At 62.6% G+C, this 23,520-nt stretch carries 17 protein-coding genes; 10 read left to right on the top strand and 7 right to left on the bottom strand.

The features are described from left to right. Positions 1-341 precede the first annotated feature (341 nt). From ppsA to CUJ90_RS10415, 3 genes are all read left to right on the top strand, one after another. On the top strand, positions 342-2,747 hold the full coding sequence (gene ppsA / locus CUJ90_RS10425) for a phosphoenolpyruvate synthase (protein ID WP_114162644.1): 2,406 nt from the start codon (positions 342-344) through the stop codon (positions 2,745-2,747). Between the two features lie 170 nt (positions 2,748-2,917). After that, positions 2,918-3,379, top strand: coding sequence for an NfeD family protein (locus CUJ90_RS10420; protein ID WP_083083846.1), 462 nt, complete (start codon positions 2,918-2,920; stop codon positions 3,377-3,379). 47 nt (positions 3,380-3,426) lie between these two features. Beyond that, positions 3,427-4,359: an SPFH domain-containing protein gene (locus CUJ90_RS10415; RefSeq protein ID WP_073427997.1), complete on the top strand. Its 933-nt coding sequence runs from the start codon at positions 3,427-3,429 to the stop codon at positions 4,357-4,359. A 120-nt stretch (positions 4,360-4,479) separates the two neighbouring features. Here CUJ90_RS10415 and smpB read toward each other — a convergent pair whose 3' ends face one another. Further along, entirely contained in the window at positions 4,480-4,926 is a 447-nt protein-coding gene (gene smpB, locus CUJ90_RS10410; protein WP_073427998.1) for an SsrA-binding protein SmpB, read from the bottom strand. Between the two features lie 100 nt (positions 4,927-5,026). Between smpB and CUJ90_RS10405 the strand changes: the two genes are divergently transcribed. Next, entirely contained in the window at positions 5,027-5,464 is a 438-nt protein-coding gene (locus CUJ90_RS10405) for a type II toxin-antitoxin system RatA family toxin (protein WP_073427999.1), read from the top strand. After that, positions 5,461-5,793 (top strand): RnfH family protein, encoded by a 333-nt coding sequence (locus CUJ90_RS10400; protein WP_114162643.1) that lies wholly within the window; start codon positions 5,461-5,463, stop codon positions 5,791-5,793. The genes CUJ90_RS10405 and CUJ90_RS10400 overlap by 4 nt, the downstream gene beginning before the upstream one ends. A gap of 30 nt (positions 5,794-5,823) precedes the next feature. Here the strand turns inward: CUJ90_RS10400 and CUJ90_RS10395 are convergent, their stop codons facing one another. Further along, the gene (locus CUJ90_RS10395; RefSeq protein ID WP_114162642.1) at positions 5,824-6,825 is read right to left on the bottom strand and encodes a DMT family transporter; all 1,002 of its coding nucleotides are present in this window, start codon (positions 6,823-6,825) and stop codon (positions 5,824-5,826) included. A gap of 259 nt (positions 6,826-7,084) precedes the next feature. Here CUJ90_RS10395 and guaB point away from each other — a divergent pair, with 259 nt between their 5' ends. From guaB to CUJ90_RS10375, 4 genes are all read left to right on the top strand, one after another. After that, the gene (gene guaB, locus CUJ90_RS10390; RefSeq protein WP_073428002.1) at positions 7,085-8,545 is read left to right on the top strand and encodes an IMP dehydrogenase; all 1,461 of its coding nucleotides are present in this window, start codon (positions 7,085-7,087) and stop codon (positions 8,543-8,545) included. A gap of 6 nt (positions 8,546-8,551) precedes the next feature. Further along, on the top strand, positions 8,552-9,319 hold the full coding sequence (locus tag CUJ90_RS10385) for a hypothetical protein (protein ID WP_114162641.1): 768 nt from the start codon (positions 8,552-8,554) through the stop codon (positions 9,317-9,319). Positions 9,320-9,517: 198 nt separating this feature from the next. Next, positions 9,518-11,101: a glutamine-hydrolyzing GMP synthase gene (gene guaA, locus CUJ90_RS10380; RefSeq protein ID WP_073428004.1), complete on the top strand. Its 1,584-nt coding sequence runs from the start codon at positions 9,518-9,520 to the stop codon at positions 11,099-11,101. 496 nt (positions 11,102-11,597) lie between these two features. Next, positions 11,598-13,001: a GGDEF domain-containing protein gene (locus CUJ90_RS10375; RefSeq protein ID WP_083084313.1), complete on the top strand. Its 1,404-nt coding sequence runs from the start codon at positions 11,598-11,600 to the stop codon at positions 12,999-13,001. Positions 13,002-13,514: 513 nt separating this feature from the next. Here the strand turns inward: CUJ90_RS10375 and CUJ90_RS10370 are convergent. Next, on the bottom strand, positions 13,515-13,805 hold the full coding sequence (locus tag CUJ90_RS10370) for a hypothetical protein (RefSeq protein WP_114162640.1): 291 nt from the start codon (positions 13,803-13,805) through the stop codon (positions 13,515-13,517). Between the two features lie 238 nt (positions 13,806-14,043). Between CUJ90_RS10370 and CUJ90_RS10365 the strand changes: the two genes are divergently transcribed. Further along, positions 14,044-15,219: an alpha/beta fold hydrolase gene (locus CUJ90_RS10365; RefSeq protein WP_277998128.1), complete on the top strand. Its 1,176-nt coding sequence runs from the start codon at positions 14,044-14,046 to the stop codon at positions 15,217-15,219. Positions 15,220-15,716: 497 nt separating this feature from the next. On the opposite strand, the gene CUJ90_RS10360 is transcribed toward CUJ90_RS10365, so the two are convergent. The 4 genes from CUJ90_RS10360 to CUJ90_RS10345 are packed head-to-tail and all read right to left on the bottom strand — an operon-like array spanning position 15,717 to position 23,426. Continuing rightward, positions 15,717-16,757, bottom strand: coding sequence for a Wadjet anti-phage system protein JetD domain-containing protein (locus CUJ90_RS10360; RefSeq protein ID WP_083083841.1), 1,041 nt, complete (start codon positions 16,755-16,757; stop codon positions 15,717-15,719). Continuing rightward, positions 16,754-21,151 carry a coiled-coil domain-containing protein gene (locus CUJ90_RS10355; RefSeq protein WP_114162639.1) on the bottom strand — a complete coding sequence of 1,466 codons (4,398 nt, stop codon included), beginning with the start codon at positions 21,149-21,151 and terminating at the stop codon, positions 16,754-16,756. Before CUJ90_RS10355 ends, CUJ90_RS10360 begins: the two co-directional genes overlap by 4 nt. Positions 21,152-21,153: 2 nt before the next feature. Further along, positions 21,154-21,885, bottom strand: coding sequence for a hypothetical protein (locus CUJ90_RS10350; protein ID WP_083083839.1), 732 nt, complete (start codon positions 21,883-21,885; stop codon positions 21,154-21,156). After that, positions 21,882-23,426 carry a hypothetical protein gene (locus CUJ90_RS10345; RefSeq protein ID WP_244219903.1) on the bottom strand — a complete coding sequence of 515 codons (1,545 nt, stop codon included), beginning with the start codon at positions 23,424-23,426 and terminating at the stop codon, positions 21,882-21,884. Before CUJ90_RS10345 ends, CUJ90_RS10350 begins: the two co-directional genes overlap by 4 nt. Between the last annotated feature and the right edge of the window lie 94 nt (positions 23,427-23,520).

Raw genomic sequence — 23,520 nt, 5'->3', positions numbered from 1 at the left:
GCGCAATTCTCGGCCGACTGTCACATTTTGAGAGTCGGCACGGTAGAATAGCGGCAACCTGTTGGATAAGCAATCGCAGGCGATTGGCGCCTAACTTACCGCGAATAGCCGGTCAACGCCTTGCTTTCGGCCGTAACCTGCGCCGAATAGGGCGGATCGATCGGTAAATTCGTCCAATCGTCTTCTACGTCGTGCATCTGGTGTTTCGAGCGCCCCTCGGCAACTTGCAGCGATTGCTTCTCCAACAGGTTGTGCAAGACGCGAGGTCACGCTTCCAATGAGCGTCTCGCGTTCAAGCCCACTTGCACAGCCGTGAATTTCTTTCACACTTAGGGGCTTGTATGACTAACGCAGTTACCGTCGCAAAGGACAAGGCGTATGTAGTTCCGTTCGAGCAGTTGCGGATGACCGATGTGGAAATCGTCGGCGGCAAGAACGCGTCGCTTGGCGAGATGATCAGTCAGCTCGCTGAAGCCGGCGTGCGTGTGCCGACCGGTTTTGCCACCACGGCGCTGGCTTTCCGTGACTTCCTGCATCACAACAATCTGACCGAACGCATCGCCAAACGTCTCGAAACGCTCGACGTCGACGACGTGAAGGCACTCGCCGAAGCGGGCAAGGAGATCCGTCAATGGATCGTCGACGCGCCGCTGCAGCCGCGGCTCGAGGCTGATATCCGCGCGGGTTTCGACACCCTGCAAAACAGCTCGCCCGAAGAGCTCTCGTTCGCCGTGCGTTCGTCGGCCACGGCTGAAGACTTGCCGGACGCATCGTTCGCGGGTCAGCAGGAAAGCTACCTCAACGTGGTCGGCATCGACGACGTGCTCGATCGCATGAAGCACGTGTTCGCGTCGCTATATAACGACCGCGCTATCTCCTATCGCGTCCACAAGGGTTTTACTCACGCCGAAGTCGCGTTGTCGGCGGGCGTGCAGCGCATGGTGCGCTCGGACGTCGGCGCAGCGGGCGTGATGTTCACGCTGGATACGGAATCGGGCTTCAAGGACGCCGTCTTCATCACGTCGAGCTACGGTCTGGGCGAAACGGTGGTGCAGGGCGCGGTCAATCCGGACGAGTTCTACGTCTACAAGACCACGCTCGCCCAAGGCAAGTACCCGATCATCCGCCGCTCGATCGGCTCGAAGCTGATCAAGATGGAATTCACGAAGGCCGGCGAAGAAGGCCGCGTGAAGACCGTGGACGTGCCGCACGAGCAGCGCAACCGCTTCTCGATCACCGACGAAGACGTCATCGAACTCGCGAAGTACGCTGTCATCATCGAAAAGCACTACCAGCGTCCGATGGACATCGAGTGGGGCAAGGACGGCCGCGACGGCAAGATCTTCATTCTGCAGGCGCGTCCGGAAACGGTGAAGAGCCAGGCCACGGGCAAGGCCGAGCAGCGCTTCAAGCTGAAGGGTCAATCGAACGTGCTGGCAACCGGCCGCGCGATCGGCCAGAAGATCGGCGCGGGTCCGGTGCGCGTGATTCACGATCCGTCGGAAATGGACCGCGTGCAGCCGGGCGACGTGCTGGTCGCCGACATGACCGACCCGAACTGGGAGCCGGTGATGAAGCGCGCATCCGCGATCGTCACGAATCGTGGCGGGCGGACCTGCCACGCGGCCATCATCGCGCGTGAGCTGGGCGTGCCGGCCGTGGTCGGCTGCGGCGACGCCACCGACGTGCTGAAGGAAGGCGCGCTCGTCACCGTGTCGTGCTCGGAAGGCGACGAAGGCAAGATCTACGACGGCCTGCTGGAAACCGAAATCACCGAAGTGCAGCGCGGCGAACTGCCGCCGATCCCGGTGAAGATCATGATGAACGTCGGCAATCCGCAACTGGCCTTCGACTTCTCGCAACTGCCGAACGCCGGCGTGGGGCTCGCGCGGCTCGAGTTCATCATCAACAACAACATCGGCGTTCATCCGAAGGCGATTCTCGAGTATCCGAACATCGATCAGGACTTGAAGAAGGCTGTCGAAAGCGTGGCGCGCGGTCATGCATCGCCGCGCGCGTTCTACGTCGACAAGCTGACCGAGGGCATCGCGACGATTGCCGCGGCGTTCTATCCGAAGCCCGTCATCGTGCGTCTGTCGGACTTCAAGTCGAACGAGTACAAGAAGCTGATCGGCGGTTCGCGCTACGAGCCGGACGAAGAAAACCCGATGCTGGGCTTCCGCGGCGCGTCGCGCTACATCGCCGACGACTTCGCCGAAGCGTTCCAGATGGAATGCATCGCGCTGAAGAAGGTGCGTGAAGAAATGGGCCTCGACAATGTCGAGATCATGGTGCCGTTCGTGCGCACGCTGAAGCAGGCGGAACGCGTGGTGGGGCTGCTCGCGAAGTACGGCCTCAAGCGCGGCGAAAACGGCTTGCGCCTGATCATGATGTGCGAAGTGCCGTCGAACGCGATTCTCGCCGACGAATTCCTGCAATTCTTCGACGGTTTCTCGATCGGTTCGAACGACCTCACGCAGCTCACGCTCGGCCTCGACCGCGACTCCGGCATGGAACTGCTGGCGGTCGATTTCGACGAACGCGATCCGGCGGTCAAGTTCATGCTCAAGCGCGCGATTGACACCTGCCTGCGCCTCGACAAATACGTCGGTATTTGCGGCCAGGGCCCGTCGGATCATCCGGACTTCGCGCAATGGCTGACCGATGAGGGCATCAAGTCGATCTCGCTGAACCCGGACACGATCATCGAGACGTGGCAGCAACTGGCGAAGTCGTCGAAGAAGTAAAGCGCGCGCCATGCATGCCGTTTTCAGGCGGCATGCATGGCGAGCGGTGTGCCCAGCCGAGCGCGTGTCAGGCGCCTGTTAAAGCTTGTTGCACCGCTCGGTAAAATGCACCCGCTTCGTGCTATAAACACCCCGGTAGATCCGGGGTGTTTTGCTTTGTGGAGGTCGACGTGGCGCCAGCGGGATGGTTCTGGTGGGTCGGGGCGGGTGTGCTTGTCGTGCTGGAACTGATCAGCGGCACGTTCTATCTGCTAATGATCGCGTTGGGCTTCGTGGCGGCTGCCGTCGCGCACCTCATGGGCGCCGCCGCCGACGCGCAGTTCGCGCTGGCGGCCGGCGTGGCGCTCGCCGCGGTGCTGTTGCTCCGGCGCTCCGGTTTTGGCCGCAGAACGCGCAAGGAGGCGTCGAAGAACCCGGACGTCAATCTGGACATCGGTCAGACGCTGAGCGTGCCGGCGTGGCACGAGCGCCGGGCGCGCGTCGATTATCGCGGCGCGGCATGGGACGTCGAACTGGCCGCGGGCGAGCCGGAAGACGCGCAGGTCTACGAGATCACGGAGCTGCGCGGCAGTTGTCTGATCGTCGTGGCGAGCCCGCATGCGAGGCGCAAGCAAAAGGCGACGGCGACCTGAACGTTTGCAATTCACACAACGATTCGAACAAGAACCGGAGGGCATTAATGGATTCGACCATCATCGGGGCGGTGTTTTTAGTCATCGTGATCGTGCTGGCGGCGCAGACCATCAAGATCGTGCCGCAACAGCATGCGTGGGTGCTGGAGCGGCTCGGCCGCTATCACCGCACGTTGACGCCGGGCTTGAGCTTCGCGTTTCCCTTCGTCGACCGGATCGCGTACAAGCACATCCTCAAGGAGATTCCGCTCGAAGTGCCGAGCCAGGTCTGCATCACGCGTGACAACACGCAGTTGCAGGTGGACGGCGTGCTGTATTTTCAGGTTACCGATCCGATGAAGGCCTCGTACGGGTCGAGCAACTTCGTGTTCGCGATCACGCAGTTGTCGCAGACCACGCTGCGCTCCGTGATCGGCAAGCTGGAGCTCGACAAGACGTTCGAGGAGCGCGACTTCATCAACCACAGCATCGTGTCGTCGCTGGATCAGGCCGCGGCGAACTGGGGCGTCAAGGTGTTGCGCTATGAAATCAAGGACCTCACGCCGCCCAAGGAGATTCTTCACGCGATGCAGGCGCAGATCACCGCCGAGCGTGAGAAGCGCGCGCTGATCGCGGCGTCCGAAGGGCGCAAGCAGGAGCAGATCAACATCGCCTCCGGCGGCCGTGAAGCGTCGATCCAGAAGTCCGAAGGCGAACGGCAGGCCGCGATCAACCAGGCGCAAGGCCAGGCAGCGGCGATCCTGGCGGTGGCCGAAGCCAATTCGCAGGCGATTCAGAAGATCGCGGCGGCAATCCAGTCGAATGGCGGGATGGAGGCGGTGAACCTCAAGGTGGCGGAACAATACGTGAACGCGTTCGCGAACCTGGCGAAGCAGGGCACGACGCTGATCGTGCCGGGCAATATGTCGGATATGAGTTCGATGATCGCCTCGGCGCTGACCATCGTGAACAAAGGCAAGGGCGCGACCGACGTGCGGTGAGTTCGTCGCGGGTGAGCCTGTCAGTGCACGGCTTGGTCCGCAGAAAAAAGAATGGCCCGCGCGGTGTGCGGGCCATTTTTCATTGAGCGCCTGCTTGTGGCGCCCGTCGTCAAGCCTGGATCAGCTCGGCGAGCGCATCAGGCGCGCCTTCTCGCGCTCCCAATCGCGTTTCTTCTCGGTTTCGCGTTTGTCGTGCTGCTTCTTACCCTTGGCGAGACCGATTTCGCATTTGACGCGGCCGCCCTTGTAGTGGAAGTTCAGCGGCACGAGCGTGTAGCCGCGCTGCTCGACCTTGCCGATCAGCTTGCTGATCTCCTCGCTGTGCAGAAGCAGCTTGCGCGTGCGTACGGGGTCCGGGTGGATGTGGGTCGAGGCTTCGGGCAGCGGGCTGATGTGCGTGCCGATCAGGAACAGTTCGTTATTGCGGATAACGACATAACCCTCCTTGATCTGGCCGCGCCCGGCGCGTAGCGCCTTGACCTCCCATCCTTCGAGCACGAGCCCTGCTTCATAGCGTTCTTCGACCGAGTAGTCGTAGAAGGCTTTTCTGTTGTCGATGATGCTCATGAATGGAAAGTGCCCAACTCGTTTAAAATCACGATTTTAGCAAAGCGGGGCAAGGAAAGCCCGCGGCGCTTGTCCACCCTTGCCACGTGCTGTTCAATTTATGGCAGATGTCCAGAAAACCGTGTTGATCCGCCATTCGGCGGAACAGATGTTCGACCTCGTTACCGACGTCGCCGATTACCCCAACTTCCTGCCCTGGTGCGGAGGCGTCGAAATCCGTCGCCAGGACGAAACCGGCATGGAGGCGAAGATCGATATCAACTTCAAGGGCATCAAGCAGCATTTCGCCACGCGTAACAGCATGGAGCGGCCCACCCGCATCGATATGGAATTCGCGGACGGCCCGTTTCGCAAATTCACCGGTTTCTGGCGCTTCACGCCGTTGCGCGCCGACGCCTGCAAGATCGAATTCGCGCTGCACTACGAATTCACCAACATCATTCTCGAGAAGATCATCGGACCGGTGTTCAACCACATCGCCAATACCTTCGTCGAATCGTTCGTGAAGCGCGCCGACCAGCGCTACGGTAAGGCATGAGCGCGCGGCTGTCGATCGAAGTCTGCTACGCGAGCGCCACTGAGCAGACGCTGATCGCGGTTGATTTGCCGCAGGGCGCGACGCTGCGGCAGGCGATCGAGGCGAGCGGCATCCTGCAACGCTACCCGCGCATCGATCTCGACACGCAGAAAGTCGGCGTGTTCGGCAAACTCAAGCCGCTCGATACGGTGCTTGCCGACCACGATCGCGTCGAGATTTACCGGCCGCTGCTGGTGGATCCGAAGGTGTCGCGTCAACGGCGCGTCGAAAAGACGCGCAAGGCGGGCTCGATCGAGGGCCGCCGCTGGCAGAACAAGGATTCGCGTTAGACCGGTCCGCGGCGCCTGCCGCGCCCCGCCTCAAGGCGCCGCGATCCTTGCCTCGTCCCGCGCCTTGTCCCGCGCCTTGTCCCCAAGCGACGCCGCCCCGGACGAATCATCATCCGCATGCTGGCGCACCGACCAGCAGACCCCCGCCACCAGCAGCAAAATCGCCGCGATTTCCAGCGGACGCGGCAGGCGCTGATCGTAAATGAACGCGTAGAGCAGCGCGAACAGCGTCTCGAACACGATCATCTGACCCGAGAGCGTTAGCGGCAGCCGTTTCGACGCTGCGTTCCACAGCCCGTTGCCGAGCCACGACGCGCCGACGGCAAGCCCGAGATTCAGCATCCAGAAGGTATGCCAGCGGCCGTCCGCGAGTTCGCCTTGCGGGCCGTCCGACGGCAGCACGCCGATCACGAGCCACAGCGCCGCGCCGAGCGCACCCGTCACCACGCCCCACAGCACCGACCATTCGTTGCCGCTGAAATGCGTCTGACGCTGCAGGTAGCGGGTGTTTTCGACCGCGAACCACGTCCAGCATCCCAGCGCGCCGACTGCGCAGGCGAGTCCGATGAGCCTGGTGGCGACGCTCGCCGGCGTGCCGTCCGCGACCGTGAACACGTCGACATTGATGCAGGCGATGCCCGCCATCACCATCGCGAGCGGCCATGCGAGGCGGGCGAGCGGCACCGCGCCGCGATCGCGCCGGCCGAGCAGCGTGACCGTGACGGGCAGCACGCCGACGATCAGCGACGCCGGCGCGATGCCGATCAGATGGACGGCCGCTGTCAGCAGCAGGTAGTAGAGCAGGTTGCCGACCACTGCGAGCTTGACGAGCGCGCCCAGATCCTCGCGAGTGAGACGCTTGACGAGCGAGCGCATCATCGGCAGCGCGGCGGCCAGCGAGACGAGGCCGTACATCGTGTAGCGGCCGGCAGAGAGCAGCAGCGGCGAAAAGTCGGGCAGCACGCGCGGCACCAGAAACACCATGCCCCATAAGGCTCCAGCCATCACTCCATATGCCACACCGCGCTGCATCGACTACCCCTGCCGGAAAGACTCGAATGGTCGGCAGAATAGCCCGGTGGCGGCGGGGCGTCTTGTTCGATTCTGCATTCGGCGCCGATGCGCCCGAACGCGCAAACGAAACCCGATCGAACCCGAGCCGAACAGCGAGGCGAAATCGCCGCGCCCAAAGTCACGAAAAAAATCGGCGGAAACTCGCTAAGCTGCTGTTCGTGCAGTGAAAACCGGGAGGTATCGCGTATAATTCGCTTTTGCGCCTATAGGATTTGCCATGCGTCTGATCCAAACAGCACTCACGTTCGATGACGTGCTCCTCGTCCCGGCCTACTCCGATGTTCTGCCGCGCGACACCAGCCTCAAGACCCGGCTGACCCGCAATATTTCCCTGAATATGCCGCTCGTGTCCGCCGCCATGGACACGGTCACCGAAGCACGCCTTGCGATCGCGATGGCGCAAATGGGTGGCGTGGGCATCATCCACAAGAATCTCACGCCGGCCGAGCAGGCGCGTGAAGTCGCCAAGGTCAAGCGCTTCGAATCGGGCGTCGTGCGTGATCCGATCACGGTGCCGCCGCAGATGAAAGTGCGCGACGTGATCGCGCTGTCGCGCCAGCATGGCATTTCGGGTTTCCCGGTGGTCGAGGGCGCGCAACTGGTCGGTATCGTCACGAACCGCGACTTGCGCTTCGAGGAGCGTCTGGACGAACCGGTGCGCAGCATCATGACGCCGCGCGAGCGCCTCGTCACCGTCAAGGAAGGCACGCCGCTCGCCGAAGCCAAGGCGCTGATGCACAGCCACCGCCTCGAGCGCGTGCTGGTCATCAACGAAGCGTTCGAACTGCGCGGCCTGATGACGGTGAAGGACATCACCAAGCAAACCGAACACCCGGACGCCTGTAAGGACGAACACGGCAAGCTGCGCGCGGGCGCGGCGGTCGGCGTGGGCGAAGACAACGAGGAGCGCATCGCGCTGCTGGCGCAGGCGGGTGTCGACGTGATCGTCGTCGATACGGCGCACGGCCACAGCAAGGGCGTGCTCGAGCGCGTCAAGTGGGTCAAGCAGAACTTCCCGCACGTCGAGGTGATCGGCGGCAACATCGCCACCGCGGCGGCGGCCAGGGCGCTGGTCGAATACGGCGCCGACGGCGTGAAGGTCGGTATCGGCCCCGGTTCGATCTGTACGACACGCATCGTGGCGGGCGTGGGCGTGCCGCAGGTCACGGCGATCGCCAACGTGTCGGAAGCGCTGAAGGGCACCGGCGTGCCGGTCATCGCCGACGGCGGCGTGCGCTTCTCGGGCGACGTCAGCAAGGCGCTGGCAGCGGGCGCGAACGCGGTGATGATGGGCAGCATGTTCGCCGGCACCGAAGAAGCGCCGGGCGACGTCTTCCTGTTCCAGGGCCGCCAGTACAAGTCCTACCGCGGCATGGGCTCGGTCGGCGCGATGAAGGACGGCGCGGCGGACCGCTACTTCCAGGACAACTCCGCGAACATCGACAAGCTGGTGCCGGAAGGTATCGAGGGCCGCGTCGCCTACAAGGGTTCGGTCAACGCGATCCTGTTCCAGTTGATCGGCGGCGTGCGCGCCAGCATGGGCTACTGCGGTTGCCGCACCATCGCGGAGATGAACGAGAAGGCCGAGTTCGTGCAGATCACGGGCGCGGGCTTGCGCGAGTCGCATGTGCACGACGTGCAGATCACCAAGGAAGCGCCCAACTATCACGTGGACTAAACGCCAATGAAGCCATTGCTGCGTGCTGTACTCATCCTCGATGCGTTGCTGTTGCTTGCGTTCGGCCTGCTGTTCGTGCTGACGCCCTGGACTTCGTTGTACAACGCGCTGCTTCTGGTGCAAACCCAGCCGGCTCTGGTCGGCCAGGGGTTTGGCGTGGCGCTGATCGGGCTCGGCTGGCTGGCCTTGCACGCGTCGATCGACGGGGCGCTCACTTCCAGTGTCGCGAGAGTCGTCGGGCACGTGAACTGGTTGACCGGCGTGCTGATGCTGGTCTGGTTGCTCGGTTTGCATACGCCGTCGCTGACCGGTTTCGGGCAGATCGTAGCGGTGCTGACGGGTGTGGTGCTGGTGGTGATCGGCTTGGGCGGCGTGCGTTTATCGAGCGCGGTGCGGCGGCGTGAAAAGGCGCGGCTGGCTGAAGCCGCCGCTGCCGAGCGCGCCGAGCGCCAAGCGGCGAAAGATGCCGCGAAAGACGCCGCCTACAAACGCGAACCCGGGAGCGGGGCCGCTCCCGTCACGGCGGGCTTTCCGGTCTACCGTGCGGAGCCGGTGATCGAGCCGGTCATGCCGGCTACGCGGCCGGTGAGTCCGGCTACGGGTGCGCCGGTCGATCCGGCGGTCGACGAACCGGGTAGGCCTGCGGCCGAGCGTGCTGTACGCGCTGAACATGCAGCGAGGGCGGCCAGTTCCGAGGCTACGAGCGCACGCGACGAGGCCCGCAACGCCGCCGCCGACGCGCCGGGTGCGCCCCGCCCGCCGTTTCATGGCTGAGGCGCCGGACCGCCCCGTCCTTCGAAGCTACCGGATTCGTTCGCGCGTGCCGCAAGCCCCTGCCTGCGGCCGGCCACGCCAGCGCGCTTCATCGTTATGTTTCATGCTCGACCGTTCCCACGTGGACCGCTTTGAATTCAACGCCGCGCCTCGTGCGCGGCATTCCGTATCCGTTCACTTTTGACTCCGTCCGCTGCCATGCATGACAAGATCCTGATTCTCGACTTCGGTTCGCAAGTCACCCAACTGATTGCACGTCGCGTTCGCGAAGCCAACGTGTACTCGGAAATTCATCCGTACGACGTCGACGCGTCGTTCATTCGCGATTTCGCGCCGAAGGGCGTGATCCTGTCCGGCGGCCCGAGCTCGGTCACCGAAACGGACACGCCGCGCGTGCCGCAAGCGGTGTTCGAACTCGGCGTGCCGGTGCTCGGCATCTGCTACGGCATGCAGGCAATGGCCGAGCAACTGGGCGGCAAGGTCGACATCGGCCACCTGCGCGAGTTCGGTTATGCCGAAGTGCGCGCGCGCAACCATACGAGCCTGCTCGAGGGCATCAGCGACTTCACCACGCCGGAAGGTCACGGCATGCTGAAGGTGTGGATGAGCCACGGCGACAAGGTACTGGAAATGCCGCCGGGCTTCGCGCTGATGGCGTCGACGGAATCGTGCCCAATCGCGGCGATGGCCGACGAAAAGCGCCATTTCTACGGTCTACAGTGGCATCCGGAAGTCACGCACACCGTGCAGGGCCGCGCGATGCTCGAGCGCTTCGTGCTGCGGATTTGCGGCGCCAGGCCCGATTGGGAAATGGGCCATTACATCGACGAAGCCGTCGCGAAGATTCGCGAGCAGGTCGGCAACGAACACGTGATCCTGGGGCTGTCGGGCGGCGTGGATTCGTCGGTGGCGGCGGCGCTGCTGCATCGCGCGATCGGCGACCAACTGACCTGCGTGTTCGTCGATCACGGCCTGTTGCGCCTGAACGAAGCCGAGCAGGTGATGGCGACGTTCGCCGATCACCTCGGCGTGAAGGTGATTCACGTGGACGCCAGCGATGTGTTTCTGAGGAAGCTCGCCGGCGTGAGCGATCCGGAAGCGAAGCGCAAGATCATCGGCGCGGAGTTCGTCGAGGTGTTCCAGGCCGAGGCCGGCAGGCTCACCGACGCGAAGTGGCTGGCGCAAGGCACGATCTATCCGGACGTGATCGAATCGGCCGGCAAGGGCAAGAAGGCGACGCAAACCATCAAGAGCCACCACAACGTGGGCGGCCTGCCTGAGACGCTGAATCTGAAGCTGCTGGAGCCGCTGCGCGAACTGTTCAAGGACGAAGTGCGCGAACTCGGCGTGAAGCTCGGTTTGCCGCCCGCGATGGTATATCGCCATCCGTTCCCGGGCCCGGGTCTGGGTGTGCGGATTCTCGGCGAAGTGAAGCGCGATTTCGCGGACCTGTTGCGTCGCGCGGACGCGATTTTCATCGAGACGCTGCGGACTTTCATCGACAAGGAAACCGGCAAGTCCTGGTACGACCTGACGAGCCAGGCGTTCGCGGTGTTTCTGCCGGTGAAGAGTGTCGGTGTGATGGGCGACGGGCGGACTTATGAGTACGTGGTGGCGCTGCGCGCGGTGCAAACGCTCGATTTCATGACCGCGCATTGGGCGCATCTGCCGCATGAGCTGCTGGGGCATGTGTCGAACCGGATCATCAATGAAGTGCGCGGGATCAACCGGGTTGTTTATGACATTTCGGGGAAGCCGCCGGCGACGATTGAGTGGGAGTGAATTGACGTCCTTCTAGGACTATCGCCATGCGCAGCGGTGAGCCCGCGTCGGCACACCCATCGCACCAACTGGGTCGTCATCGCCCACCGCATCGCAACAACAGAGACATCCATGCACGGCGCATGGAGAGTTGCTCAGGACGCGATGCGTTGAAAGCAGGTCGCGCAAGCCGTGGCGGCTGGCGACCGTCACCCGGGCGCCGGCCATAAAGAGACGGTCAGCGATGCGCTTCGAACGGCTCCTCGCTGGCAACTGCCGCCATACTCCTTGTCGTCTTGCTATTAGGCGAGCCATCAAAATCCGGATTATCGGGTTGCATCATTGGACGTCTTGTCAGATGTAACCTGACGCATATACTTGCAATTGCCTGAGGGTAATCCGCTGCGCGGTGTGCGTGTCTCTGTACGACCGCATGGTGCCGTGTCCGGCGCGGCCGTTCACGCGTCAATCGCTCGGCGATGCGAAAAACCACAGCAATATTGCCGGAGACGGGCACATGAGTACGACTTTCTCATTCGAAGAGCCGCCCCGCATCATCGGGACCGTGACCAAGGTCTACTCGGGTTTGCTCGTCATTGGTTTTGCGCTCGTTCCGGCCTTCCTGATCGCTTATCTGGCGTTCTTTCAAGACCCGGGCCTGAAGTTCGAAAGCCACGCGTTCCACGAAATCGCGATCGCAGCGGCGACGCTCGAGGGGCTGTTTGTCACCTATGTGACATGGCGTTGTTATCTGTCGTCGGGTGAACCACTGTTGCGGTGGCTGACGTTAGGCTTTCTGGGCTTCGTGCTGGTCTATGCGCTACACGGCGCGTTCACCGGCATGGCTCACCATCATATCTGGCTATTCCTGCTCTACGGACCGGCATCGCGCCTGGTGATGTCGGTGCTGCTGCTGATCGGGCTTCTCTCGTACCACCGCCCGCCGGACGCGGTCGAGCGGCGCTCAAAGCCGCGCCCGTGGCTGGCGTGGGTCGCCGTGTTCGTCCTGATCGACCTGCTCGTCGGACTCATTGCGACCTCGCCCATTGCGGGCAGCCTCGCCGTGCGGCTCTCGATGGAGGGCGGGGCGCTCGTCTTCTCGACACTGAACGTCATGGCGCTGATGCTGCGTCGCATTCGCTCGCCGCTAATGGTGATCTACGGCATCTCGATCACCTCCTTCGCGCTTGCGTCGCTCGCGTTCATTCTCGGCAAGCCCTGGAATCACATGTGGTGGCTCGCGCACGCGATCTTCGCCGCTGGATTTTTCCTGCTGAGTTACGGCGTCGTTCAGGCGTTTCGCACAACGCGGGCCTTTTCGACGATCTACACCCAGGAAGAACTGATGGCTCGCCTCGCCGAGGCGATGGCACGCACGGAAAACGCGCTGCAGGAGCTCCAACGCACCAATCACAAGCTCGAGCAACTCGCCGCGACCGATCCGCTGACGGGTGCCGCGAACCGGCGCGAGTTTATTCAACAGGTAGAGGCGGAAATCGCACGAGCCAGGCGAGGCGGTGCGCCGTTCTCACTGCTGGCGCTGGATCTCGACCACTTCAAATTGATCAACGACAACTACGGCCATCAGGTGGGGGACGAGGTGTTGCAGCGATTCGTGCAGAAATGCCTGAAGGCCATTCGCCCCTATGACGGCGTGGCGCGTGTCGGTGGCGAAGAGTTTATGGTGCTGCTGCCCAGAGCCGCGCTAGACGTGGCACGTTCGATCGCGGAGCGCGTCCGGGGTGCCGTGGCTACCGAGGAGTTCCATACTGGAACGGGCCGGGCCGTCGCCGTTACCGTCAGTGTTGGCATCTCCGAGTTCGGCCGCGACGGCGACACCATCGACACTCTCTTGCGAGTCGCCGACGAGCGACTCTATCAGGCCAAGCACGCTGGCCGCAACCGCGTGGTGGCACGATAGCAGCGGTTGGCTATCCATCGCTGTAGCAGCTTGCAATCGACGGCGGCCAAGCCCGTAATCAGCGCAGTTATCGGCTCAGAATAGCTGCAGCTGAGATAGTTCGCGCCTGAAGGGCCGGTGTCCGCGCGCAGCCGACGTTCGACCGTCCGGATGAAAGCGGGAGTCGACGAGCGCTCCTGGCCGGTTATCGCCGGATGGTCCCGCGGGCCGGGGACTGCGAACAGTCGGCTGAGATGCCATGACGGGTTTTTGTGCGCTACGGCACCGGCGATAGCTCAGGGACGAATGGTAGGCGCAAGGCCCGTCAGATATGGGCTGCTACCGCTTCGCAAAGACCTGGCAAAGTGACGTTGAACGGCTCAGTACGGACCAGGTTGGCGTCACCTGCAGAACGCCTGCGGCGGCTGTACAGCATAGCTTGTGACGGGTTCCTCCCGGTGGTGATGTCATTCTCCCGCCGCTTCTCCCGCTGCTGTCGCACTTCTTTCCCAGCAGCGGGATACAGCCAATGACTTACCAGCGGTAACCGACGCCAGCGCCTGCTCCAACCGAGCCGTGACCCGAAACAGCGGCTGTGATCGAGCCTTTGAGCATCCCAGATTCCGGTCCAGCTGACTTCGGGCAATACTCGTCCTTGATGAGATCCGGCACGGCGGCTTCGAAGCCATCGTCCTTGACACATCGGTGTTCGACGCACAGCAGCTTCGCCTTGAAACCGATCCGTCCGGCGGGTCGCGCAGTTCCACGACGGCGCGATGCGGGTGCGGTCCCTTCCCACAGGCTCTTGTCGACCACGAAGAGCATCCGTCCTTCTGCCATTGACTGTTGTCGCAGGGACAACACCGTGGGTTCCCTCGCAGGGCTACCGCCGCAAGACGGCCGCTCTTACGCTTCGTTCCACGGTGACGGCACATGCTGTCTGATCCAGTCCGTCAAACGATGCGCCCGCGATTCCAGTGCTGCCCCGGATTGCCGGGTGGGCGCGAGATCGAACGGGTCGACGTGTAGACGGCGATCTGCGCCTGGCGTGTCCGTTTGCTACGTGTCCAGCAAACACGGCGGCAGTCCGCAATTACCCATCGAAGATTTTCCCTCGCCAACCATCGCCAGGCGACGGCCGGCGGGGGATGCCGTCCATTCTTCGACAAGTCGTTCCCCGATGCGCTTGCGCAAGGGCATCGGTATGCCGGAAGTCATCGTTCGCGAAGATCGTTGCTGTTTTGTAGGTCCCGAACTCGTTTTCATCACGCAACTGGAGAAACATCTCGTGTTAAAGAAATTATTTTCAACCGTTGTCTTCTCGGCGGCGGCTTTGCTCTCGGCGCCGACGTTCGCTGCGGACGAATTCCCCATTCCGGCGGGATTTGCCAGCGACTATCAGACGGTCGATGGCGTTCGCCTGCACTACGTCAAAGGCGGCAGCGGGCCACTGGTGTATCTGGTGCATGGTTTCGGCCAGTCGTGGTACGAGTGGCATCAGTTGATGCCGGTGCTTGCGAAGGACCACACCGTGGTGGCGGTCGATTTGCCGGGCTTGGGGCAGTCCGGCGTTCCGGCCTCGTATCGCGCCACCGACGTTGCTCCGTTGCTTTATCAATTGGCGGAGAAATTCAGCGGTGGCCGGAAGTTCGATCTGGTGGCGCACGACATCGGCATCTGGAATACGTATCCCATGCTGGTTCGGCATCAGGACAACATTCGGCGTGCCGTCTACATGGAGGCTCCAATTCCCGATGACAGCATCTATCGTTTCCCCGCCTTTACGTCCAAAGGTGAATCGCCGGTCTGGCACTTCAGTTTCTTTGATGCCGATGGCCAGCTTGCGGAAACGCTGATCACCGGCAAGGAACGCTTTTTCCTGGAGTACTTCGTCAAGGTGCATGCCGCCAACAAGGCGGTGTTCACGCCGCAGCTTCTGGACCTGTACGGCAAGTCATATGCGAAACCGCAGAGTTTGCATGCCGCGTTCGAGTACTTCCGCGTGCTGAATCAGGACGTACTCGATAACAAGCGGCTCTCCAGGCAGAAAATAGAGATTCCGATGCTGGCGATTGGCGGCGGCGGAAACGGTGGAATGGGCGAATACGAGAACCAGACGGTCAGCCGCTATGCGGACCATGTCACCGGCAAAGTGCTTCCCGATTGCGGCCATTGGTTGCCGGAGGAATGCGCAGGCCCGTTGAACCAGGCTGTAGTGAATTTCCTGAACGCGCCTTGAACTGCTATCCGCCTAGGCAAAGCAGGACCGAGACAATGGCGTTTCGACACCACCGCGTTTTCTGGCTGTAGTCGAAGCACTCCATTCGGACCCGTGAAGACAGTGAAAAGACCCACGCGAGGCTCCGCAATGATTGCGCTGCCTGGTTCATCGCAGGACCAGGTGTTGGTCGACCTTGCCGGCTCCTCGTAGCGGTTGCGCGGTGAGGCGTGGCGTAGCTGTGGCAGCGACGGAGATCAGCTGGAAAAATCAGCTTATACAGCGCGGCGCCGGCTGCTTCGTAGGGCGAACGCCGGCCTGCAGAGACCAAAGCCCTCGACGTTGAAGTTCGACCAGGTTAGACGATATACAGCGGTTGTTTATTGAACCGACTCGCCCACAAAAATGCGGACAGGTTTGCGTGATCGCCATGATGAGTTTGAGGCAAGCATCGATCCGATCGCAGGCGAGCGACAACGTCGCTCGTGCCGTCCTGCATGTGTTAAAGCCATGCGCTTTTACTCCTGGCCGTCCAAGCCGCCGGTGGATGAAACCTTGACGCCAATGGCCCCAGCATGGAGTTGCTCGGTGCCCAGCGCCTCCTGAGGCAGCCACATCCCCGCAGACCACACTGCTTCTAGTTCTGCAGCCAGTTCGGCGCCGAGCCAGGCAGCCGCCAGTCCTGCTACATAGGTTGCACATTCGGGCTTTTCACGCCGCACCCCGTTCGCAAGCAACCAGCGGTACAACGGGAGCGCCGCAGAAACGGTCGGATCGCCTGGCTCGATGGAACGGTTGAAATCCAAGGGAATTGCCAAGCCCTTCGGGTCCAGGTCGCCGAAGTACTCCGCTGAAGAAGCTTCTGTTTCATGCATCGCTTGGCGCAACGCTCGCCCGGTAAGCCTGAAATTTTCGCCCCCGCCATAGATGACCGCCGTGTATCGTCGCGTGGTCTCGTTCCATTCCGCGAAGCTCCAATACGTGTTGTGGTTTTCGACAACGAGTACGGGCTTGCCCGGCGTGTCAATCTTGCGATACGGTAGCGGCTGGGGCACCCGGAAGCAACCGATGACGGAGAGTGGAAGCCGCCCGCTAAAAAGGAAGTCCCCGGCGCACATGTTGTCGAGCCGCTTCTCGTCGCCGAAGATTTCCAAGGAGCGCTCCTTGATTGGAACCGGGGAGAAATGCCCTCGGCGTCGGAGCAGGAAGTCATTGATGGGCCGTAGCGCTGACAACTGCGATGGCCTTAACTCCGGCCAGAACCCCAGCTGCGGCGCCCAGGTCACGTCGGCATGGTTCACAGAAGCCTTGGAGTGAGGTGAGCTCTTCAACGTGACCCAAAGTGGAAGAGCGGGCGAGCCGGTCTGTTCCCAACTTCCGGTAGCCGGCAGCGAGATGGCGCCGTCAGCTTCCAGCTCCTTCAGCGCCCTCAGCAGCAGCACACCACGCTCCGGGCTGTTCTGGACGTCTGGGTACAGCGAGAAGTAGTGCCGGCGCAGCTCGTCGAGTGGGACACGCTTGCGCGGCGATGACAGCAGCGCTTCAAGGAACTCGCTCAAACCAACTCCTCGGGTACGTTGTTGAGCTTCAGGTTCGCGAACTCGAGGTGCCAGCGTCTCGTTTTGCTGTTCTGTCCGGCGCGGCGCAGGCGGATGAACCGCTGGAACTCGCCGAGCGCGTTGAAGTCCTGAAGCGCCGTGGCGAATATCAACTGGACGTTCATGGCCTCGGCCAGCAACCGTTGGGCGCGCCACATGCTGGGGCTGGTGGCCTTCGCGAACGGGTTGTCGAGGATCAGCGGCCCACCGGCGATGCGATGTACCTGCGCATGGTTCTCGGCGCGCAACTGATTGATGACCAGGTACAGGAACATCGCCATGACGACGCCTTCGCCGCCGGAGTTCGAGACCCGCTCAACCGGTACGTACTGTTCTGTCTCTTCGATGGACATTTTCAGGACTTGCAGTCCCAGCGGACGCCCATAAACGCGCGCCACAGCGTCGGCGATGAGGTCTGTGCCGCGTGGAGGAAACACGTTTGTATCAACCAACGTGTCGAGGTAGACGCTAAGAGTCTGGCGTCGCGTCTCGACTGGCACCGAGCCGAAGTTTGCTCGCATCTTCAGAACTTGCTTGCCGCCGACGTATGGGGCGCCCACCGGCACTGACTTGTCCTTGCTCGTCGCGCGATTGAGCGTCGTAATGGCTGAGCGGACGACGGCGAGCACCTCCTCGACGCAGGTATCGAAGTCAGCTTGCATCGACCGCAGCGTTGCCTCGGTCGTCGCGATGCGGTCGTCCAGATGTTCGAGGAGCCGCTTTGCGTCCGTACACGCGGCACCGAACTCGTTGGCGACCATCTGCTGCGCGACATCGGGGTCGACCTCGCTGAACGACGGCTCCGACGCCGTTGCCTTGACGAGGTCGAAGGCAGTGCGGGCCTTGCTCTGCAGTTTGCCGACGCTTTGGTTCTTCCCCGTATAGTCCTTTAACAGCGCGTTGACCCGGTTGCTAGCGTCGGCTTCGAGAACCAGGCTGTTGGGGTCCGGCACCTCAAGGGCCATTCCCACCTGGGCGCCGATTTCCGCTGCGATGAGAATTGGGTCGGGCTTGTCTTCGAATCCCACGCTGCTGCGCAGGAGCGCCTCAAGCTTTCCGTCGGCCTCCGCTGCCGCGTGCTTCCGACTGGCGCGTTCCGCCGCCTGGTTCGCGGCTTCGTTGGCCGCACGCATCCGTTCCAGCGCCGCGGTCACGCGGTTCTCCGCTTCCGCCATGAGCGCGGCTAGGGCATCCAGGTCCAAAGCCTCGTGAGCGGGTATAGCGGGGCCGAGGTTCGTTTTGTTCAAATCGAACCACTTCTTCGATTCGCCGTTCACGACCTGCAGATTCGAAGCGGCGTTCACCTGCTCTGGTTTGGCCTCCTCTAGCGCAGTTGCGATGCTCGCCAGCGCTTCTTCATGGTCCACGTCCAGGAAAGGCCGGAGGTCCGCCATTTGAACACCCTTGAACTCACGGGTGAACTCCCTGGCTTTGTCCCCCCGGCGTTTGCGCGCATCGTCCAGCTTGTGCGCCAGGAGTCCCAATCGTTCCTTTTCCTCGGCCAGGTAGGCCGCTTCTGCATCGCGGTAGATGCGACGCAGCGTGTCCAACGGCCGTGGGTTCTGCAGCAGCTGTTCGTGAGCTGGATAGTCCCTGTCGTAGTGGGCAACGCTCGCTCGCTCTTCGCCCGCGAGCTTGAGTTCATGGTCAGTGCTCACACGCAAGCCCTGGCCGTGGTCGTGCTCGCCCTGCAGCCTCTCAAGGCCCTCGTCGGCTGCGGACTTTCTCTCCTGTGCCGTGGTGATACCTTGCGCTAAGTCCGCCAGTCGACGGACGCGCTCCGCGTGGCCGGCTTCGTGTTCGCTATGAAACGTGCCGACCGCTGCGGAAGACAGCAGTGCAGCCTGGCGTCTCGCTTCGGCTGCCTGGACTCGCAGATCCAACCCTTGAGCCGCCTCATCCAGCTCCAGCCCCAGCGATTCGAGGGACTCCGCGCGTGCTGTCGCCGTGGCAACGTCTTCCTCGAGCGCTACCTTGTCGGCTCGCGCCTGTCCGAGTTTTCCGTCACCGAATTCCTTCACATAGGTATCCAGTTCGTGAACTGCCTTCAGCGTTTGGTCGTGGCGCTCCCGATACGCGGACCGCCGTTTATCTTCGTCGGCGACGCGGAGTTCGAGGTTCAGGCCTAGCTTGGCGGCAGCCTCGACGTTAAAGGCCGAATCATCCGCAGCCGGGACCACCACACGCTGCGCCAGTTGCTCTGCGGGCTCAAGGGTCGCCGCTGATACCACCACAGGACGCGTAGGCCGGCGCGCCTCCCAGGAGACGGCCTTGGCCTTATCAAGTTCCGTGGACGCCACGGAGACGCCGAGGAAGCGGGCGGGGTCGCCGGCGACGAGCGCCCGCGCCTCGGACGCATCCGGCAGGGCGCGTGAGATGTACTCGTTATAGGCTTTGGCGGAGCGTACGCCTGCCTGTAAAAGTGTCTCGACGACGAGTGCAACGTCGATGCTGTAGCCTGCAACCCCGGTCTCATCAATAGCCTGCTTGGTGGCGCGCAGCTCCGCTAGGCGAACGTCTCCCAGAGACGTTTGTCTTGCCGACTCCGAGACGACCTCGCGCAGCCGGGCGGGCAAGGCTGCGGACAACGGGTCGACGCGGTCGGATTCGACGGCATTCAGAAGAGCAGGTAACTGTGCCAGGCGCTCGATCTCGGCTTCCCCCCGTGCGATGAACTCGCCGAGTGCCCGTGCCTTGCTGGCCAACCCGGCTGCGCGGACGTTCTCCGCCGCGGCGGCCTGTCGATGCTCTCGCGCCTCCCTGGCGCAGCGTTGCTGCGATGCTCGATGCAGGTCGCGCTCGGAAGCCGCGGTTGCAGCTTCGATATTCAGTCGTTCAAGCGCCTTCGCGGTTGTCTCGTCGGGTTCGAGAAAGGTCCTATCCACTTCGAGCGCTTGCCTACGTCGCGTGTAGGACTCCTCGGCCGCTTGAAGCTTCGAACGCTCCCCTACCTGGCAGAGCTCGTCAGCTTCGGCTTGAGTTCGTTGCTTGCGAAGGGCCGTTCGTTCTTCCTCCCGCGCGGTAGCTCGCTCATCGAGCACCTGGAGCGCTACCTTCAGTCGCTGCTCTTCGTTGAACAGCGCTCGGCGCAGCAGCGCCCCTTGAATCTCGACGTGATCCTTCGTCGGTTCGAGATTCGAGCGCTCGGCTTCGGCCAGCGCGTCAAGTTCCTTAAGCTCTTCGTCGACGCCGACGATATCCTTTTGCAGCCGCGCGGCTCGAATGAACCGTTCGTCCCGCTCCAGGTGCTTCACCTGGCCATCGGCCGCCTCCTTGCGCGCCTTCGCCAGTGCGCTGCGCTTCTGGTGCCAGGCCCAGGCGAGCGTCGCCTGCTCCCTTATGCACGACGTTGAGTCCCCGAGTGCAACCGAGGCCAGTCCTCGCTGGGTCCGCTCAAACTCCACTTCGCGGTCGTGGTCAAGGCACAAGGAGACGGCCCGGGCCTGCAGAGCCAGGACCATCTGCGCGCCCCGAATCAGCATCGAGCGCTGCGCGGCAAGCGTCTCAAGGTACAGATGCGCAGCCTCGGCGAAAGCGTTCAGCGACGCTCGGAACTTGGTCAGCTCGTCACGACGCTTCTGGAACTGAGGCTTGCGGCGATGCTTCTCGCATACCGCAACTACCAGCTTGCGCGCCTCGTCGGCCTTCGTTGTGTCGCTGGTCAGGTGCAGGAACTTGCGCAGAAACTCGCCTTCCGTCTTGAAGTCGAGGAAGCCCGTGTCGAAACCGCCTTCCTGGGCCGAGAAGTTGACCTGCATACGCAGCATGTCCAGGTCAATGAGACGCTCGTCTTTCAGATGCCGCTGCCATTCCGCTTGGCGGTTGTGGCAGATGAAAACGTCACCCGGGTACTTTTTCTGCTGCGCGTGTAGCCAGCGAGAAAACTCCTGCATGGACGACGGCGTGGGTTGCGCCAGACCAGGGGCGGGGATGTCCACCAGGCCAAGGTCGGCGTGCTCCTCGAATGAGAAGAACATGCGGTCGACTTCCGGCGGCTCGGTGTGCGACCTTACCGCGACCGCCTGACCGGTCACCAGACGGTAGGGCTTGCCTCCTGCCGTTCTGGAGGGCATGAGCCATTCGACGATGACGAAACCAGGCGCGCCATCGTGAGTGAAGTACTGGGAGAACGTGTTGTGCTTGCTCTGAATGTGCTTGAGAAACCTTTCTTGAGCTGTCTCGAAGCACGAGAACACAAGCCCGATGAGCGTGGTCTTGCCGCCGCCATTCTCCAGGTTGATGAGCGTGTCGATGGGTTGGCCGCTGTCGGGGTCGGTTAGCTCAAAGGTCATCCCTTCGTACCATGCGGTGCGGTAGCCACAGTTGCCTAGATGGATGCGGGAAATCTTCTGCATGGTCACGCTGCCTTGCGCTCGGTCGTAGCCAGCTGCGCCATCTCGTAGAGCCGCCGCAACGCGAGTTCTCGCAGCTGCACACGCAGCCGGAAGGTGGGCGTGTAGGTCGCAGCCGTCTCGTCTTCCGCGTCGCGGTCAAGCCGAACAAGGCCGCTCTGCGCCATCTGGTTCAGCGCAATCTTGACGACGCCGACGACCGAGGCGTGCGACGCTCGCTGACCGGACGGGATGGCTACTGGCAGTGCTGAAATCGCCTCCCAGCCAGGAGCGAGCTCAGGTGGCACGTCCGGCGGGATGTCAGATGTCTCCTTCAGACGCCACGCCAGTGCGTAGAGCGTGTCGCGGCAGGTGGCCACCGACGCCGGAGGCGGGGAGTAGTTGTCGTCGTCCAGCCCATCGGTCGTTGGGAAGAAGACCGCGGAGATGGCGATGTGCGCAAGTACGAGCGCGGCCTTCTGGTCCGGAGTCATGCCGCTGCGGATATCCGTGAGACGCACTGCGAAGCGGCTGTCCTTGGAGGCCGGAACTACGATGAGCCCTCGCTGCTCGCTCAAGTCGAGAATCTGCAGTTCCATGCCGGCCGCGACATCCTCGACGTATCGTCTGAATGCCGGGTCGGCCCTGCACAGGGCAAGCAGTTCGCGGTACTCCGAGTCATTGATGGGTGACAACGTCGTGTGCAGCGCCTTGTAGGTCAGTCGCGCGGCGTTGCGCACGGTAGGTTCTGCATTCATTCTGACTCTCCTTGGGGAACGAAATCGAGCGCGCTGCCCTGAGCGATGTCGAGATGGAAGGTGTCTCCCGTGAGTTCGGCGCTCACGTTCCGGAACTCGCTGTCAGACCGAGCGAACGAGCGGAACAGGATGAGAACGAGGCACCGCCGCATCGTCCGGTCCAGGCCTTCGTCCTCGGCGGCATCCAGCAACTGGTCGATGCGCAGCCGTTGGCCGGTGGAGAACTTGCCGGCCAGCCAGTCGTTGGCGCGCTGTACGAGTTCCTTCGAAAACTGGTCGGGCAGGGGTTCGAGCTTCTCAATCGAGCCTGGGTCGGTCTCGACCTCCGCATCTTCCCCACGCCGCTCTAATAGCAGGGCGAACACCGCGTTCAGGTCGTACACCCTCGGCCACACCGGCGGGTATAGCGCACTGATGAAGACGTCCGCCTCTGCCGAAAGTACTCGGGTCGGAAGGTTGACGAGCTGGGGAAGGAGTTGCGGCTCAAGGTTTGGGAGACCGGTGGGCTTGCGTGCACGGAAGACCGCGCGCTGCGCCTCGATGAAACGCTCGGGCGCTACGTTGATATCAGTGACAAGCTGTAGTCGGATGAGGCTGGCGCTACGAATCGTCTCCTTCAGCTGTACGAGGCTCTCGCGCGTCCTCGGCTCATCGGCGCCAAGCAGGGCCTCGCCAACGGCTTCCTCCATTCGGGCGTCTTCTGCCTGGCGCTGACGAACATGCGTCCGCGCCTCGTCGAGCCGCCCGGCCATGTCGCGGCTCCAGTTGACGCTGCCTGGCGCTCGATAGGCTTGATAAAGCCGGTCACGAATCAGCTGGCGGTACTCGATGGAGTACTTCCGGGCTCGCCGGGCAATCTCGACCGCTGCTTCGAACCGGCCGCGGCGCACGAGCAGGTCGAGCATCTTCTCCATCAGTTCTTGCGAGTCCTCCGGCGCGAGGTCGAGCATCCCCAGGTAGACGAGGTAGCCTTCGGCGGTGGGACGGTAGCGGTAGACGTCGTCAGCATCTGGTTCGAAGCGGACCAGTCTGTATCGGGCCGACCTGGTCGTGCCTGTAGATGCGTCGAAGAACTCCGCTGTGAACTCCCTATGGTTGTTGGCCTTGTTGTCGAGCGTGTCGAGGACCACTTCCGCGATGCGGCGCGCTTGAGACGACGTGAGGCCAGGCTTCATGCGACCGGCGACGTACCCTAGGTGAATCACAACCTCGATCGAGGTGCTACCGCTGGAGACTGTCGTCGCTTCCATCATCAGGTCAAGGGCGGACAACGCAAGGTAGTGGGTGTCGATGCCGTCGAACAGTGTCCTGTCCGTCCCGCCTTCGTCACCAAGCATCGTCTTGTAGCGCTCGAGTTGGAAGATGGGGCGCAGGAGTAGCAGGTTGCGCTGCTGACGCGATAGGTCAAGCAGGTCTGCGCAGCCGCCGTCCAATGGCACGCTGCCCTCGGAGGATGCCTGCGGCCGAGGCTCCGCCGGGACTATCTTGCGCGAGGCAAAGTCCTGTTCCGAGTGCAACGATGGCGCCTCCTCGTGCGGCACATTTTCCTCCTGAGAACATCTAATAGTCTAATAAGTGTACCGAACAAAAAGAAGACACGACTACTTTCGATGCCGCGGGCGACACGGCGGGGTG

The organism is Paraburkholderia terricola (assembly GCF_003330825.1).
Classification (GTDB): Bacteria; Pseudomonadota; Gammaproteobacteria; order Burkholderiales; family Burkholderiaceae; genus Paraburkholderia; species Paraburkholderia terricola.
Note: the sequence above shows the minus strand (reverse complement) of the source record. Positions and strands in the feature narration are given on the sequence as shown.

Coding starts and splice junctions, on each gene's coding strand:
- smpB (WP_073427998.1), bottom strand. CDS start 4,926: ATGAGCATCATCGACAACAGAAAAGCCTTCTACGACTACTCGGTCGAA.
- CUJ90_RS10350 (WP_083083839.1), bottom strand. CDS start 21,885: ATGAATGCAGAACCTACCGTGCGCAACGCCGCGCGACTGACCTACAAG.
- CUJ90_RS10395 (WP_114162642.1), bottom strand. CDS start 6,825: ATGCAGCGCGGTGTGGCATATGGAGTGATGGCTGGAGCCTTATGGGGC.
- CUJ90_RS10405 (WP_073427999.1), top strand. CDS start 5,027: ATGGCAGATGTCCAGAAAACCGTGTTGATCCGCCATTCGGCGGAACAG.
- guaA (WP_073428004.1), top strand. CDS start 9,518: ATGCATGACAAGATCCTGATTCTCGACTTCGGTTCGCAAGTCACCCAA.
- CUJ90_RS10355 (WP_114162639.1), bottom strand. CDS start 21,151: ATGCAGAAGATTTCCCGCATCCATCTAGGCAACTGTGGCTACCGCACC.
- CUJ90_RS10400 (WP_114162643.1), top strand. CDS start 5,461: ATGAGCGCGCGGCTGTCGATCGAAGTCTGCTACGCGAGCGCCACTGAG.
- guaB (WP_073428002.1), top strand. CDS start 7,085: ATGCGTCTGATCCAAACAGCACTCACGTTCGATGACGTGCTCCTCGTC.
- CUJ90_RS10370 (WP_114162640.1), bottom strand. CDS start 13,805: ATGCTCTTCGTGGTCGACAAGAGCCTGTGGGAAGGGACCGCACCCGCA.
- CUJ90_RS10375 (WP_083084313.1), top strand. CDS start 11,598: ATGAGTACGACTTTCTCATTCGAAGAGCCGCCCCGCATCATCGGGACC.
- ppsA (WP_114162644.1), top strand. CDS start 342: ATGACTAACGCAGTTACCGTCGCAAAGGACAAGGCGTATGTAGTTCCG.
- CUJ90_RS10415 (WP_073427997.1), top strand. CDS start 3,427: ATGGATTCGACCATCATCGGGGCGGTGTTTTTAGTCATCGTGATCGTG.
- CUJ90_RS10385 (WP_114162641.1), top strand. CDS start 8,552: ATGAAGCCATTGCTGCGTGCTGTACTCATCCTCGATGCGTTGCTGTTG.